The organism is Roseibium litorale (genome assembly GCF_014842915.1).
GTDB classification, from domain to species: Bacteria; Pseudomonadota; Alphaproteobacteria; order Rhizobiales; family Stappiaceae; genus Roseibium; species Roseibium litorale.
Genome location: NZ_JACYXI010000001.1, coordinates 663,066 through 678,444, shown reverse-complemented (window position 1 = coordinate 678,444; position 15,379 = coordinate 663,066). Strand labels below are relative to the sequence as shown.

The following is a 15,379-nucleotide window of genomic DNA, read 5'->3' as shown; positions in this document are numbered from 1 at the left end:
GATTGCCTTATGACGACGCACAAACCGGATCGACGAATGACATGCAACTGCAACAGCTTGCCGCGGACCTGACGGTTCCGGACGGGGCCGGAAGCCTCGCAATCTCGGGTTTGACGGCGGATAGCCGTCAGGTGAAGCCTGGCTTTTTGTTTGCTGCCCTGAAAGGCGTGCATGCGGATGGGGCTGGCTTTGCCGTGCAGGCCGCTGCCGCCGGCGCCGTTGCCATCCTCTGTGCGCAAGAGGCCGTTGCTGGGCTTCGCGGCCAGCTTCCGGAAAATGTTGTCATCCTTGGTTGTGATGATCCGCGCCGCAGTCTCGCGCTGATGGCGGCCCGGTTCTACGCGGCCCAGCCGCAGGTGGCTGTCGCGGTAACGGGAACGAGCGGCAAGACATCGGTCGCGGAATTCACCCGCCAGATCTTTCAGAGTTCAGGCCATAAGTCAGCTAGTCTCGGAACACTGGGCACGATGACTGCGGATGGTCAGGCCTATGGCGGTCTGACCACGCCGGACCCGGTTGGCCTGCACAAGGAACTGGATCGCCTGGCGCGTGACCACGTTACCCATCTGGCGCTGGAAGCTTCAAGCCATGGCCTTGACCAGCACCGGCTGGATGGTGTGCGTCTGACGGCTGCTGCCTTCACCAACCTTGGCCGCGACCACATGGATTACCATCCGACGGTCGAGGACTATCTGTCGGCCAAGCTCCGTTTGTTCCGCAACCTGTTGCCGAACGGCGGCACAGTGGTTGTCGATCCGGGCGAGAAATACGCCGACCGGGTCACCGCGATCGCGCAGGAACGTGGTCTTCAGCTTCTGACTGTGGGTGAGACAGGCAAGACCCTTAAGCTTACCGGCTTGCGGCCCTCCGGTTTCGGTCAGGTTCTGACAATTGAAACCTTGCGGGGCACCTACACGGTGACGCTGCCGCTGATCGGGCGCTTTCAGGTTGCAAACGCACTGACAGCAGCAGGTCTCGCCATCGCCGCCGGTCTGGATACCGGCCCCGTGCTTCGCTCGCTTGAAAATCTCAAGGGTGCTCCCGGCCGTCTTGAGTTTGCAGGCAAGACCAAGTCCGGTGGTCTCGTCGTGATCGACTATGCCCACAAGCCGGATGCGCTGGACAATGCTCTCGCGGCTCTGCGTCCCTTTGCTGCCGGACGGCTGGGAGTGATCATCGGCGCGGGCGGCGACCGGGATCCCGGCAAGCGCCCGCTGATGGGCAAGGCTGCAAGCGAGCGCGCCGACTTTGTGATCGTCACCGACGACAATCCCCGCTCCGAAGATCCCGCGCTGATCCGCAAGGCGGTTCTGGAGGGGGCATCGGGCGCAACCGAGATTGCAGACCGGGCCGAGGCGATCCGGGAAGGTATTCGTCAGCTCAAGGCGGGGGATATTCTGTGTGTTGCCGGGAAGGGTCATGAAACGGGCCAGATTGTCGGCAACAGGGTGCTTCCTTTTTCAGACCACGAGGCAGTTGCCACCGCAATTGCCTTGCAGGAAAGTGCCATGGAGACTGGTGCATGAGCGAGCCGCTTTGGACCCGGGACGCATTTGTTGTAGCCACGGGCGGAACCGTTCGCGGCGAAGTCGCGGAGGCCATCACCGGAATTTCCATCGACAGCCGGACTCTTCAGCCTGGGGACGCCTTCGTTGCGATCTTGGGGGATCGCTTCGATGGCCATGACTTTGCTGCTGCCGCTCTTGACGCCGGTGCGTCTCTTGCCCTGGTCGCTGCCGACCGCGTCAAGGATCTGCCGGAAGATGGCCGTTATGTGATTGTGGACGATCCGCTGGAGGCCTTGCGCAAGCTTGGTGTTGCTGCCCGCGGGCGGACGAATGCCCGGATCGTCGCGGTCACGGGGTCTGTTGGCAAGACCAGCACCAAGGAAGCGCTTCGCCTGTGCCTTTCGCGCTCCGGCAAGGTCCATGCTTCGGTGGCCTCGTTCAACAACCATTGGGGTGTGCCCCTGACACTGGCGCGTATGCCCGCTGATACCGAGTTTGGTGTATTTGAGATCGGCATGAACCATGCCGGTGAAATCACACCGCTGGTGAAGATGGTGCGCCCGCATGTGGCCATCATCACCACCGTTCAGGCGGTGCACCTGGAGTTCTTCGGGTCGGTCGAGAAGATCGCCAAGGCGAAGGCGGAGATCTTCGACGGTCTTGAGCCCAACGGAGTTGCGATCCTGAACCGGGACAATGTCCAGTTCGATCTTCTGACTTTTCTGGCCTCTGCCGCAGGTGTGCGGAAAATTCGCACGTTTGGTGAGATGCCGGGCGCGGACAGTGTCGCCGAGAAGGTCTCTCTCCAGCCGGGCAGCTCCAGTGTGCAGGCGCGGATTTTGGGGCAGGAGTTGACCTACAAGATTGGTGCGGCAGGCCGCCATCACGTCAAGAATACGCTTGCTGTTCTGACTGCTGTGGTGGAACTTGGCGCGAACCTGGCGCTGGCCGGCCTTGCACTGGCCGAAATGCGCTCGCCCAAGGGGCGCGGCGAAGTCACCGAACTATCGGTCCAGGGCGGCACCATTAATCTCATCGACGAGAGCTACAACGCCAATCCGGCCTCCATGCGTGCAGCGCTTGCGGTTGTCGCCGAGGCGCCCGTCAGCCGTCCAGGCCGCCGGGTTGCCGTTCTCGGCGATATGCGTGAGTTGGGGGAAGATTCTGAAAGACTGCACGCGGAACTGATTGGACCGGTCAAGCAGGCTGCGGTCGATGTTGTCTACTGTGCTGGCCCGTTTATGCATGCGCTTTGGGATCAATTGCCCAAGGCCATCCGGGGCGCATACAGCGATGAAGCCAAGGGCCTGACGGAGACGCTGCTCTCGGAGGTCCGCTCTGGCGACGTGATCATGATCAAGGGCTCCCTTGGCACCCGCATGGGGCCGCTTGTTGACGCCCTGAAGAAAGAATTCCCGCCCGTGGATGACACTGCGGCGGCTTGAGGATAACCGATGTTTTATTTCCTTGGCGATCTTGCCGACCAGATCTCAGCGCTGAACGTGTTCCGCTACATCACGTTCCGGACAGGTGGCGCCATCATGACAGCGCTGCTGTTCGTGTTCCTGTTCGGTCCCAGGATCATCGCCAGCCTGCGTATCCGGCAGGGCAAGGGGCAACCGATCCGCGCAGATGGTCCGGAAAGCCATCTGCTCAAGAAGGGCACCCCTACGATGGGTGGTCTGATGATCCTGTCTGGTACGCTGGCAGCTGCGCTGCTTTGGGCGGATCTGAGCAACCCTTACGTCTGGATCGTCATAGGTGTCACCATCGGGTTTGGTCTGATCGGCTTCTATGACGACTATCTGAAGGTGACCAAGGCATCGCACAAGGGCTTTGGCAGCAAGGCGCGTCTGGCTCTGGAGTTTCTGATTGCCGGCATCGCCGCCGTGGTCGTGACGCTGCTGGATTCTCAGCCATTCTCCACCTCTATCGGGTTTCCGTTCCTGAAGGACCTGACGATCAATCTCGGTATCTTCTTCATTCCGTTTGCAGCCTTCGTGATTGTTGGCGCGGGGAATGCGGTGAACCTGACGGACGGTCTCGATGGTCTTGCCATCGTTCCGGTGATGATCGCCTGCGCGTCTTTTGGCCTGATCGCCTATCTGACCGGCAACGCCGTCTTCGCAAGCTACCTGCAGATCCATCATGTTCCCGGCACAGGCGAACTGGCCGTGATCGCGGGCGCCGTCGTGGGGGCCGGTCTTGGCTTCCTTTGGTTCAACGCTCCGCCTGCCGCCATCTTCATGGGCGACACTGGTTCGCTTGCCCTTGGCGGCATGATCAGCGCCATTGCCGTTGCGACCAAGCATGAGATCGTTCTGGCCATCATTGGCGGCCTGTTTGTGCTGGAAGCTGTTTCGGTGATTGTTCAGGTGTTCTCCTTCAAGCTGACGGGCAAGCGCGTGTTCCGCATGGCGCCGATCCATCACCATTTCGAGCTGCAAGGCTGGACGGAATCCCAGGTCGTGATCCGCTTCTGGATCATCTCGGTGGTTCTGGCTCTGATCGGCCTCGCCACGCTGAAGCTGCGGTGAGGCCCAGATGATCCCGATCACCTGTCTTTCCGGCAAGCGTGTCGCCCTCTTCGGACTGGGCGGCTCCGGCTTGTCCACCGCAAAGGCTTTGGCCGCGGGCGGTGCGCATGTCATTTGCTGGGATGATGCCGAGGCACGCACGGAAGCTGCGAAGGCTGCCGGACTGTCCGTTGCGGATCTGCGCAATGAGGACTGGAGTGCTTTTTCGTCGCTGGTTCTGGCGCCCGGTGTTCCGCTGACCCACCCAGCTCCGCATTGGACAGTTGAAAAGGCCCGCGCCGCCGGTGTCGAGATCATCGGGGACATCGAGCTGTTCTGCCGCGAACGCCGTCTTGTGTGCCCGGACGCCGTGCTCATCGCCATCACCGGAACCAATGGCAAGTCGACCACCACGGCGCTGATTGCCCATCTTCTGAAGACCGTTGGACGGGACACGGAAGTCGGCGGTAACATCGGCACACCGGTCTTTGACCTGAAACCGCTGGAAGCCGACCGGCATTATGTCGTCGAGTGCTCGTCCTATCAGATCGATCTGACCCCTTCACTTGATCCGACGGTCGGCCTGCACATGAACCTGTCGCCGGATCATCTGGACCGGCACGGCAGCATGGAAAACTATGCCGCGATCAAGGAGCGTCTGATCGCGGGCAGCCGGATTGCCGTTGTCGGTGTCGACGATGAACTGTCTGATGAGATCGCTTCCCGTCAGGATCTGGCGCGCATGCCGGTCTGGCGCATTTCCGCGGCCAAATCACTACGCGACGGTATCTATGCCGAGTGGCCCGCCTTGTTCGAAGCTCATGATGGCGCAGCCGAGAAGGTTGCCGATCTCAGCGGCATCGACAGTTTGCGTGGTCAGCACAATGGCCAGAACGCCGCGGCTGCCTTTGCGGCGCTGAGGGCGCTTGGCATTCCGTCGGAAGAGATCGCGCCTGCGCTTTCGAGCTTCCCGGGCCTGCATCACCGTATGGAGATGGTCGCACGGGCAGGAAACATCCTGTTCGTCAACGATTCCAAGGCGACCAATGCGGACGCGGCAGCCCGTGCCTTGTCGAGCTTCGACAGGATCTACTGGATTGCGGGCGGCAAAGCCAAGGCTGGCGGGATCACGACGCTGGCGGAATTCTTCCCGAAGATCGCCAAGGCCTATCTGATTGGCGAGGCTGCCGAAGCCTTCGCGGAAACGCTGAGGGGTAAGGCTGGCTTTGAGATCAGCGGCACACTGGATAAGGCCGTGCAGGATGCTGCCCGCGACGCGGCGCAGGATACCGCTGCCGAAGTTGCGGTGCTCCTGTCTCCGGCCTGTGCGTCCTTTGATCAGTACCCGAATTTCGAGATCCGGGGGACTGCCTTTGCCGAGGCTGTCCGGGCTCTTGATATCATCCGCTCCAGCGAGGAGGTCGCCTGATGGTCAGCCGCGCCGATCGTAGCCGCTTTGCCGAATGGTTGTGGACCGTGGACCACTACCTTCTGGCCGCCTTTTTGCTGCTGATGATCGGCGGGGTGGTGCTGTCCTTCGCCGCCAGTCCTCCGGTCGCCGCGCGCATCGGGGTGGAGACCTTCTATTTCGTCAAGCGCCAGGCGATGTTCATGATCCCCGGCCTGATGATCATGCTGGCAGGCTCCTTGCTCACACCGCGCATGGTCCGCCGTGTGGCGCTGGTCATTTTTGTCCTCTCGCTGGTGATGATGGTGGCAACGCTGTTCCTCGGCATGGAGGCCAAGGGGTCCCGCCGCTGGATCTATATTGCCGGGTTCTCCCTGCAGCCGTCTGAAACCCTGAAGCCTGCCTTTGTGGTTCTGGTGGCCTTCCTCTTGTCGGAGTCGGGCCGACGGCGCGAAGTGCCCGGCGTTGCATTCTCCGTTCTGCTCTTCATCATGTGTGCGGCGCTGTTGATCGCTCAGCCGGACTTTGGGCAGACTATGCTTCTGGGTCTTGTCTGGGGCAGCCTGTTCTTCCTGAACGGCCTGCCGTGGTTCGCCATCATGGGCCTCGGGGTCGCCGGGGTCGGCGGGCTTGCTGCTGCCTATATGTTCCTGCCGCACGTCACCAACCGTGTGAACCGCTTCCTGGATCCAGCTTCCGGCGACACGTTCCAGGTGGATACGGCAATGGATTCCTTCCTGTCGGGTGGCTGGTTTGGCCGCGGGCCGGGTGAGGGTACCGTCAAGCTGATCCTCCCGGACAGCCACACCGACTTTATCTTCGCGGTGGTGGCGGAAGAATTTGGCATTGTGGTCTGCATGTTCATGGTGCTGATCTTTGCCTTCATCGTGCTGCGCGGCCTCAACCACGCCAGCAAGGATCAGGATGCCTTCAGCCGTCTGGCGACAGCGGGCCTCACGGTTCTTTTCGGTCTTCAGGCGAGCATCAATCTGGCGGTGAACCTGCACCTGATGCCACCCAAGGGTATGACCCTGCCGTTCATTTCCTATGGCGGTTCTTCGCTTCTGTCCTCGGCCATGGTGGCTGGCGGCATTCTTGCGCTGACCCGCAAGCGCCCGCGCCCCAGCCACGTGGACGTGGTGACGATCAGCCGTCTGTCCCCTTCGAGCCTGATGTGAAAGACCGCAGACCGAGATTATGACCAAGCCGATTTTGCTTACAGCCGGTGGTACCGGTGGCCATCTTTTTCCCGCTCAGTCGCTGGCAAGCGAGCTGATCCGGCGCGGGTATGACGTTGAACTGGCCACGGACGAGCGCGCCGACAAATACGGCAGCGCCTTTCCGGCCCGGGAAGTTCACATCATCGCTTCCGAAACGATGCGGGGCCGCTCGCCCATGGCTTTGGCCAAGACCGGCTTCAGCCTTCTGCGTGGCACCTTGCAGGCCCGCTCTGTGATCAGACGTCTGCAGCCGTCGGTCGTTGTCGGCTTCGGTGGTTATCCGACCTTTCCGCCGATGTTCGCCGCAAGGCTGACGGGGACGCCGTCGATCTTGCATGAGGCAAACGGCGTGATGGGCCGGGCGAACCGGATGCTGGCCAAGGGCGTGACGGCCATTGCCATTTCCGCGCCGCTGAAGGGGCTGGAGCCGGCACTCGCCCGCAAATGCGTGGAGACCGGAAATCCGGTCCGCGATGCGGTGATTGACGCGGCCCGTGTGCCTTATCCGGATCAGGAAGCGGACGGGCTGTTCCGTCTGCTGGTGTTCGGTGGCTCCCAGGGGGCGAAGTTCTTCTCCGATGCCCTTCCGCCTGCCTTGAAGCTTCTTTCAGAGCCCGTTCGAGCAAGGTTGCATCTGGTGCAGCAGTGCCGTCCGGAAGATCTGGAGCGGGTGCGCACCGAGTATCAGGCTCTTGGCATTCACGCGGAGCTGAACAGCTTCTTCACCGATATGCCGTCCCGCATCGCGTCCAGTCACTTGGTGATCTCACGCTCGGGGGCGTCAACTGTCGCTGAACTAACCGCAATTGGCCGTCCGTCTATTCTGGTTCCGCTGCCCGGCGCACTGGATCAGGACCAGATGGTCAATGCGAGGGCCCTTGAGGCCGCAGGCGGCGCCTTCGTCATCCCGCAGGGGGATATGTCGGCTGAACAGCTGGCTCATGAAATCACGTGCCTGATGGGCACACCGGAAACCCTGCGCAACGCGGCAGAGGCTGCCCGCAGCCAGGGCAAGGCCGACGCGGTTCAGCGTCTGGCAGACCTCGTTGAGCAAGTGGCTTCCGGAGCAATCATTCTCAAAGGAGACGGCGCATGAAAATGCCGCAGGACATCGGTCCGGTTCACTTCGTCGGGATCGGGGGCATCGGCATGAGCGGGATCGCCGAGGTGCTGAAGACCCTCGGCTACACCGTGCAGGGGTCGGATATGGCTGAGAACGCCAATGTGCAACGTCTGCGTGAGAACGGCATCAAGGTCATGGTCGGTCATACCGCCGAGAACCTCGGTGACGCTGAGGTGCTGGTCGTCTCTTCCGCCATCAAACGTGACAATCCGGAACTGGTCGCGGCCCGGGAGCGTCTGATCCCTGTTGTGCGCCGCGCTGAAATGCTCGCAGAACTGATGCGCTTCAAGCAGGCCATCGCGATTGGCGGCACCCATGGCAAGACCACCACGACGTCCATGATTGCGGCTCTGCTGGACGCTGGCACTCTGGACCCGACGGTGATCAACGGCGGCATCATCAATGCCTATGGCACCAACGCCCGGATGGGCAAAGGTGACTGGATGGTGGTTGAAGCCGACGAAAGCGATGGAACTTTCGTCAAGCTGCCCGCTGACGTGGCTGTGGTGACCAACATCGATCCGGAGCATCTGGATCACTATGGCGATTTCGCCGGTGTCCGCGCTGCCTTCCGCCAGTTTGTCGAGAACGTGCCCTTCTATGGCTTCGCGGTCATGTGCCTGGATCATCCGGAAGTGCAGACGCTGATCGGCCAGATCGAGGACCGCCGGATCGTCACTTACGGTACGAACCCACAGGCGGATGTCCGTTTTACCAACGTCTCCATGGACGGCGGCAGATCACAGTTCTCGGTGACCATCCGGGACCGGCGTACGGGCAAGGTGACGGAGATCAGCGATCTGATCCTGCCGATGCCGGGCCTGCACAATGTGTCCAACGCCACGGCGGCTGTTGCCGTCGCCTGGCAGCTGGGTGTGTCCGCAGATCAGATCCGCAAGGGCCTGAACGCATTCGGCGGGGTCAAGCGCCGCTTTACCCACACGGGCAGCGTCAATGGTATCGACGTCTTCGACGACTACGGCCATCACCCGGTGGAGATCCGTGCGGTTCTTCATGCCGCGCGTGAATCCTCAAAAGGCAAGGTCATTGCTGTTGTCCAGCCACACCGTTACACCCGTCTGCACAGCTTGTTCGATGACTTCTCGAACTGCTTCAACGATGCCGATACGGTGATCGTGGCCCCTGTCTATGCGGCTGGCGAGCAACCAATCGAAGGTGCGAGCCATCAGGATCTGGTTTCGGGGCTGAAGACACGCGGCCACCGCTCGGTTGTGGCGATAGACGGGCCGGAAGAGCTGGCATCCGTTGTCGCTGGGTTCGCCAAGCCTGGCGACTATGTGGTCTGCCTGGGCGCCGGCAACATCACCCAATGGGCTTATGCCTTGCCGGAAGGCCTGAAGAAGGCGCTGGAGGCCGGTGCGTGAGCTTTCCTGACCTTCTGCAACAGATTTCCGGACTGGGCGAGGGGATCCGGGGACGGCTGATCCCAAATCAGATGCTGTCTGAGGTGACCTGGTTTCAGGCCGGTGGTCCCGCGCAGCTGCTGTTCCAGCCTGCTGATGAAGATGACCTGTCGCTGTTTCTGTCCCGGTTGCCGGAAGACGTTCCGGTGCTGCCGGTCGGTCTTGGCTCCAATCTCCTGATCCGCGATGGCGGTCTGGAAGGCGTTGTCATCCGGCTGAGTGCAAAGGGCTTTGGCGGTATCGAGGATCTCGGTGGCAACCGTCTTAAGGTGGGAGCTGCCGTTCCGGACAAGCGCCTTGCGGAAGCGGCTGCCAAGGCAGGTCTCGGCGGTTTCGCCTTCTACACCGGCATTCCAGGTGGTGTCGGCGGAGCGCTTCGGATGAACGCGGGCGCTCATGGCACGGAAACCTGCCAGCGGATGGTTGAACTCACCGCGATTGACCGCAAGGGCGTGCGTCATGTGCTGACCAATGCGGACATGGGCTACGCCTACCGCCATTCGGGTGCGTCGAAGGATCTGATTTTCACCAGTGCGGTGTTTGAGGGCCTCCCCGCGGACGAGGAAGCGATCCGTGCCGAAATGGCCGAAGTGGTTGCTCACCGGGAAAAGGCCCAGCCGATCCGTGAGAAAACCGGTGGTTCGACCTTCAAGAACCCTCCGGGAAATTCTGCCTGGAAGGTGATCGATGCAGCCGGATGCCGCGGATTGACCATCGGTGGCGCACAAATGTCGGAATTGCATTGCAATTTCATGATCAACACCGGTTCGGCCACGGCTCATGATTTGGAGCTTCTGGGTGAAACGGTTCGCCAGCGGGTGTTCGCAAACAGCGGCGTGAAGCTGGAATGGGAAATCAAGCGGCTGGGTGAGCCGGGCGGGGAGGGCGCAGTTCAGCCGTTCCTGGGCAGTCTTGAGGAGCAGGGGTAATGGCAGGCAAGCATGTCGCGGTTCTGATGGGCGGCTGGGTCAATGAGCGTCCCGTCAGCCTTTCGTCCGGAAAAGAGTGTGCGGCGGCCCTGGAAGAGGCCGGTTACCGTGTGACGCGTATTGACGTGGACCGGGACATTTCCGCTGTCCTGAAAGCTCTGAAGCCCGATGTGGTGTTTAACGCGCTCCATGGCCCGTTCGGCGAAGACGGTTGCATCCAGGGTATCCTTGAGGTCCTGGAGATCCCCTATACTCATTCCGGCGTCATGGCTTCCGCCCTGGCGATGAACAAGATCAAGGCGAAAGCCGTTATGGCGGCCGCCGGCGTTAAGGTTACCGAGCACTTAACCGTTAACCGTTTCGAAATCGGCAAAGAGCACCCGATGAAGCCGCCCTATGTGATCAAACCGATCAACGAAGGGTCCAGTTTCGGGGTGCTGATCGTCAAGGAAGATAACCTTTATCCGCCTCAGGAGCTGACCAGTGAAGAATGGCGGTATCCCGACGTTTTGATGTGCGAACGCTACATTGCTGGACGTGAGCTGACCTGCGCTGTCGTCGGCGACAAAGCGCTTGGGATCATCGACATCATTCCGACAGGCCCCGGCTTCTACGACTACGATGCAAAATATGCAAAAGGTGGGTCAAAACACATTCTTCCTGCAAAACTTTCACCGATTGTTTACCAAGAAGTACAGACACTAGCGTTAAAGGCGCATCAGGCGCTCGGATGCCGGGGAGTCTCCCGGGCCGACTTCCGGTTAGATGAACGGGAAGACGGAAGTTACGAGCTGATCTGCCTAGAAGTGAACACGCAGCCAGGCATGACGCCTACCTCTCTGGTCCCGGAAATCGCGGCACATGAGGGGATAAGCTTTCAGGATCTGGTCAGTTGGATGGTCGAGGACGCAAGTTGCTGTCGATAGGACGAAACAGGAAACGGGAAGCTTTGTCGCCGGTGGAAGCCCAGTTGGCTCCGCGCGGCCGTGGCGTATCCCGTCTGCATCGTCAGCCGGTCTGGCGGGCGGCGGGGCGGCTTGCCGACCTGCCCCAGTGGACCGGTTCGGCTGCAGCCCTGGCATTCCTTGGCATGACGATTGGCTACGGCATCATTCTCGGCGGATATGGCCGGGAAGTGTCGGACTCGCTGCTGACCACCGCCGGTCTCGGGATCGAGACGGTGAAGCTGTCCGGCCAGCGCGAAATTGCAGAGTTTCAGATCCTCGAAGCCCTGGAGATCCAGGAAGGGGCATCCCTGGCGCTTTACGATGCAGAGGCTGCCCGTGAGCGCCTCGATCATATCGCCTGGGTCAAGAACGCTTCGGTTCAGAAGCTCTATCCGAACACCCTCAAGATCAACCTTGAGGAACGCATTCCCTACGCCCTGTGGCAGCGCGGCGATACGGTTTCGATCATCACGGAAAAAGGTGACGTGATCACCGACGATGTCGATGGCCGTTACGCGAACCTGCTTCTGGTCGTGAACCACGGCGCTCAGCGCCGGGCAGGTGAAATTATCAGTGCACTGGACAAGGTTCCGGAACTGCGCCCGCGTGTCCGGGCCGCATTCCTGGTCGGCCAGCGCCGCTGGGACCTGATGCTGGAAAACGGCATTTCGATCCGTTTGCCCGAGCATGGCCTGGATGCCGCCCTGGCGGATCTGGTCAAGATGGACGACGACAGCGGCCTTCTGGCCCGTGACATTCTGGCGGTGGACATGCGGCTCCCGGACCGGGTCGTCGTGCGTTTGTCCGATGAGGCTCTGGAACGGCGCAAGGCTGGCACCAGCAAGGATCAACTCGTGAAGCTGGAGCGCCGCACATGAGCCGTTCTGCTTCCCATATCTATCTGCCGCGCATGCGTCCGCTTCCGGGCCGCCGCGCCGTGGTCATGTCGGTTCTTGATATCGGCTCGACCAAGGTGTGCTGCCTGATCGCCAAACTGACCCCTCGTGAAGATGGTGACATCCTGAAGGGCCGGACCCATTCGGTCGAAGTGCTGGGCTACGGCTATCAGCGGTCCCGGGGCGTGAAGTCTGGCGTGATCGTCGACATGGATGCCGCCGAGCAGGCGATCCGCCTTGCAGTGGATTCTGCAGAGCGAATGGCTGGCGTCACGGTGGAGTCCCTGGTCGCCAACGTCAGCTGCGGCCGCCTGCAGAGCGAGATCTTCTCTGCTGCGGTTCCGCTGTCCGGTGATAGCGTGTCGGAAGCCGACATTCAGCGCGTTCTGTCCGCAGGCTCGTCCCATTCGGTCACGGAAGGCCGGGTCGTGACCCATGCGCTGCCGATTTCCTATTCGCTGGACGGAAATCGCGGCATCCGCGATCCGCGCGGCATGATGGGCCACAAGCTCAGTGTCGACATGCAGGTCGTGACCGCAGAAATCCCGCAGGTTCGGAACCTGGAGCTGTGCATCAGTCGTGGCCACCTGCATGTGGAAACCCTGGTTGCCACGCCATTTGCCAGCGGTCTTTCGACCCTGGTCGACGACGAGACCGAGCTCGGTGTCGCCTGTATCGACATGGGCGGCGGCACAACGACCCTTTCCGTGTTTGTCGAAGGCCAGATGGTGCATCTCGATGCCATCGCCGTCGGCGGCAACCACGTCACAACAGATATCGCAAGGGCCTTCGCCACGCGCCTTCAAGACGCTGAACGGCTGAAGACCCTGCATGGATCGCCGATCGCCAGCAGCTCGGACGACCGTGACATGCTCACGGTCCCGCCACTGGAAACGGACGGTGATCTGCCCCATCAAATCCCCCGGTCGGCTCTGACGCGTGTCATCCGTCCCCGGGTGGAAGAGATCCTTGAACTCGTAAGGGATCGCCTGACAGCCTCCGGTTTCGCCGGACGGGTTGGCAAGCAGATCGTTCTGACTGGCGGAGCCAGCCAGCTTACGGGTCTGAGTGAAGTTGCGCGCCGGGTCCTGGGGCGTAACGTTCGTCTCGGCAGGCCCTTAGGGGTTGCCGGTCTCCCGGAGGCTGCCAAGGGTCCGGCTTTTGCCGCTGCAGTTGGCCTTCTGATCTATCCGCAGGTCGCCCAGATCGAGCAGTTCGAGCACAGGAACAGCCGTTCGGGGTGGATGCGACAGTCTGGTTATCTCGCCCGGGTGGGCCAGTGGATCAGGGAAAGTTTCTGACGAAATGAGCGCAGGACAGGAACCGCCGGTAACGGCTGAGGAAGTTAGGGAAGAAGCGGAGACCTCCAAGAAGGAGGCTCCATTGGGTCGCGAGGATAATATGACCATCAACCTGAAGATGCCCGATATTCAGGAGCTGAAGCCGCGTATCACGGTCTTCGGCGTCGGCGGCGCGGGCGGAAACGCCGTCAATAACATGATCACTGCCGGCCTCCAGGGTTGCGACTTCGTTGTCGCAAACACGGACGCTCAGGCCCTTGCCATGAACCACGCCGAACGTCTGATCCAGATGGGCGTCGCGGTCACGGAAGGTCTTGGCGCAGGCTCTCAGCCGGAAGTCGGCTGCGCAGCTGCCGAGGAAGTGATCGACGAGATCAACGACCACCTGTCCGGTTCGCACATGGTGTTCATCACTGCCGGTATGGGCGGTGGCACCGGTACCGGCGCGGCTCCTGTCATTGCACGGGCGGCCCGCGAGCAGGGTATACTGACGGTAGGTGTGGTTACCAAGCCGTTCCAGTTCGAAGGCGCCCGCCGCATGCGGATCGCCAACTCGGGCATCGAAGAGCTTCAGCGCAACGTTGACACTCTGATCGTCATTCCGAACCAGAACCTGTTCCGGATCGCGAATGCACAGACCACCTTCGCCGACGCTTTTGCGATGGCTGACCAGGTTCTCTATTCCGGAGTTGCCTGCATCACCGACCTGATGGTCAAGGAAGGTCTCATCAACCTCGACTTCGCCGACGTCCGCTCTGTCATGCGAGGCATGGGCAAGGCGATGATGGGCACCGGTGAAGCGTCCGGTGAAAAGCGCGCCCAGCAGGCCGCTGAAGCCGCGATCGCAAACCCGCTGCTTGATGAATCCTCCATGAAGGGCGCCAAGGGCCTCCTCATCTCGATCACGGGTGGCAACGACCTGACCCTGTTCGAAGTGGATGAAGCTGCGACCCGTATCCGTGAGGAAGTCGACGCAGACGCCAACATCATTCTGGGTGCAACCTTCGACGAAAGCCTGGATGGCATCATCCGCGTCTCCGTCGTTGCGACCGGTATCGACCGTGAAGGCGATCTGGCTGCCATGCAGCAGCCGCAGAGCCAGCCGTCGATCACCACGCGTCCAGCTCAGTCTGCGGCTCCTGCTCCGGCCCCGGCCGCCGCAGCGCCGCGCGCTCAGGATGCTTCCGCCCGCGCCGTTGCCAGCCTGGAACGCGAACTGTCCATCCCGGCAGCTCCGGCACCGCGTCCGGTGGCAGCTGCCTCCGACCCGGAAGTCGAAATCAAGCCGTTTCAGCCTAGCGAAGACATGCTGAGCAACAAGGCTTCGATGGTCGATCTGGACGAAGCACCTGTCGCCAAGATGGAAGCCGAGCCGGTCAGCCGTCCGTACATCCCGCCGGTTGCCGAAACGCACACCCCGGCTCCGCGCATGCCGCGCGTGGAAGATTTCCCGCCGATCGCTCAGCGTGAAATCCTGCACAAGACCGCTGCAAACGCTGCTCCGGTCCAGGCCCCTGCAACGGCTCCTGCTGCCCAGCCTGTCCAGGCTGCCGCGCCGAAGCCGGTTCAGGCACAGGACCATCATGCTGAAGACTACGGTCATGAAGATGACCGCCGTCCGATGGGTCTGCTGCGCCGCCTCGCAAGTGGCCTTGGCCGCCGCGAAGAGCATGAAGAAGCCGAAGCTCACCACGAAGCGCCTGCCGCTCCGCGGATGGCCGCTCCGGTTCAGGCCCCGCGTCCGGCAGCAGCACCTGCTCCGCGCCCGGCTCAGCGTCCTGCAGCTCATGCTGCCGGCCAGCTCGACACCACTGGCCGGGCAATGCCGAAGGCACCGGCAGCTGCTGACGACGACCAGCTGGAAATCCCGGCGTTCCTGCGCCGCCAGGCCAACTGAGTCGCTGCCTGACCCTTCTTCCCTACCTCTGCAGCCCGTTACATTCGTAACGGGCTGTTTTGTTTTCTGAAAATTTCCGTATTTGTATCAATGATTTACGGCAGCGTTGCGCGTAACAAACCGTAATAAAGCTTTATTTCAGCTTCAGGGCCTGCCCGAGTATGTTCATGCTCAAATTTGAGCGTTAACCCTTCGTAAGGGACGATCGTC

General features: G+C 61.4%; 12 protein-coding genes. All 12 read left to right on the top strand.

From position 1 onward, the window contains the following. Positions 1-41: 41 nt before the first annotated feature. Positions 42-1,526 (top strand): UDP-N-acetylmuramoyl-L-alanyl-D-glutamate--2,6-diaminopimelate ligase, encoded by a 1,485-nt coding sequence (locus IG616_RS03390; protein WP_192146363.1) that lies wholly within the window; start codon positions 42-44, stop codon positions 1,524-1,526. Next, entirely contained in the window at positions 1,523-2,953 is a 1,431-nt protein-coding gene (locus IG616_RS03385; protein WP_192146361.1) for a UDP-N-acetylmuramoylalanyl-D-glutamyl-2,6-diaminopimelate--D-alanyl-D-alanine ligase, read from the top strand. The genes IG616_RS03390 and IG616_RS03385 overlap by 4 nt, the downstream gene beginning before the upstream one ends. Before the next feature lie 9 nt (positions 2,954-2,962). Continuing rightward, the gene (gene mraY / locus IG616_RS03380) at positions 2,963-4,045 is read left to right on the top strand and encodes a phospho-N-acetylmuramoyl-pentapeptide-transferase (RefSeq protein WP_192146359.1); all 1,083 of its coding nucleotides are present in this window, start codon (positions 2,963-2,965) and stop codon (positions 4,043-4,045) included. 7 nt (positions 4,046-4,052) lie between these two features. After that, on the top strand, positions 4,053-5,453 hold the full coding sequence (gene murD / locus IG616_RS03375; protein ID WP_192146357.1) for a UDP-N-acetylmuramoyl-L-alanine--D-glutamate ligase: 1,401 nt from the start codon (positions 4,053-4,055) through the stop codon (positions 5,451-5,453). After that, positions 5,453-6,610, top strand: coding sequence for an FtsW/RodA/SpoVE family cell cycle protein (locus IG616_RS03370; protein WP_192146355.1), 1,158 nt, complete (start codon positions 5,453-5,455; stop codon positions 6,608-6,610). The genes murD and IG616_RS03370 overlap by 1 nt, the downstream gene beginning before the upstream one ends. A gap of 19 nt (positions 6,611-6,629) precedes the next feature. Further along, a complete protein-coding gene (gene murG, locus IG616_RS03365) occupies positions 6,630-7,748 on the top strand; it encodes an undecaprenyldiphospho-muramoylpentapeptide beta-N-acetylglucosaminyltransferase (RefSeq protein ID WP_192146353.1) in 1,119 nt (372 codons plus the stop codon). Further along, complete coding sequence (gene murC, locus IG616_RS03360) at positions 7,745-9,160, top strand: UDP-N-acetylmuramate--L-alanine ligase (RefSeq protein WP_192146352.1); 1,416 nt, start codon at positions 7,745-7,747, stop codon at positions 9,158-9,160. Before murG ends, murC begins: the two co-directional genes overlap by 4 nt. Further along, on the top strand, positions 9,157-10,128 hold the full coding sequence (murB, locus tag IG616_RS03355; protein WP_192146351.1) for a UDP-N-acetylmuramate dehydrogenase: 972 nt from the start codon (positions 9,157-9,159) through the stop codon (positions 10,126-10,128). Before murC ends, murB begins: the two co-directional genes overlap by 4 nt. Beyond that, the gene (locus IG616_RS03350; RefSeq protein ID WP_192146350.1) at positions 10,128-11,054 is read left to right on the top strand and encodes a D-alanine--D-alanine ligase; all 927 of its coding nucleotides are present in this window, start codon (positions 10,128-10,130) and stop codon (positions 11,052-11,054) included. The genes murB and IG616_RS03350 overlap by 1 nt, the downstream gene beginning before the upstream one ends. Positions 11,055-11,086: 32 nt before the next feature. Further along, the gene (locus tag IG616_RS03345) at positions 11,087-11,953 is read left to right on the top strand and encodes a cell division protein FtsQ/DivIB (RefSeq protein WP_343072336.1); all 867 of its coding nucleotides are present in this window, start codon (positions 11,087-11,089) and stop codon (positions 11,951-11,953) included. Next, on the top strand, positions 11,950-13,272 hold the full coding sequence (gene ftsA / locus IG616_RS03340; RefSeq protein WP_192146349.1) for a cell division protein FtsA: 1,323 nt from the start codon (positions 11,950-11,952) through the stop codon (positions 13,270-13,272). The genes IG616_RS03345 and ftsA overlap by 4 nt, the downstream gene beginning before the upstream one ends. Before the next feature lie 100 nt (positions 13,273-13,372). After that, complete coding sequence (gene ftsZ, locus IG616_RS03335) at positions 13,373-15,169, top strand: cell division protein FtsZ (RefSeq protein WP_192146713.1); 1,797 nt, start codon at positions 13,373-13,375, stop codon at positions 15,167-15,169. Positions 15,170-15,379 lie beyond the last annotated feature (210 nt).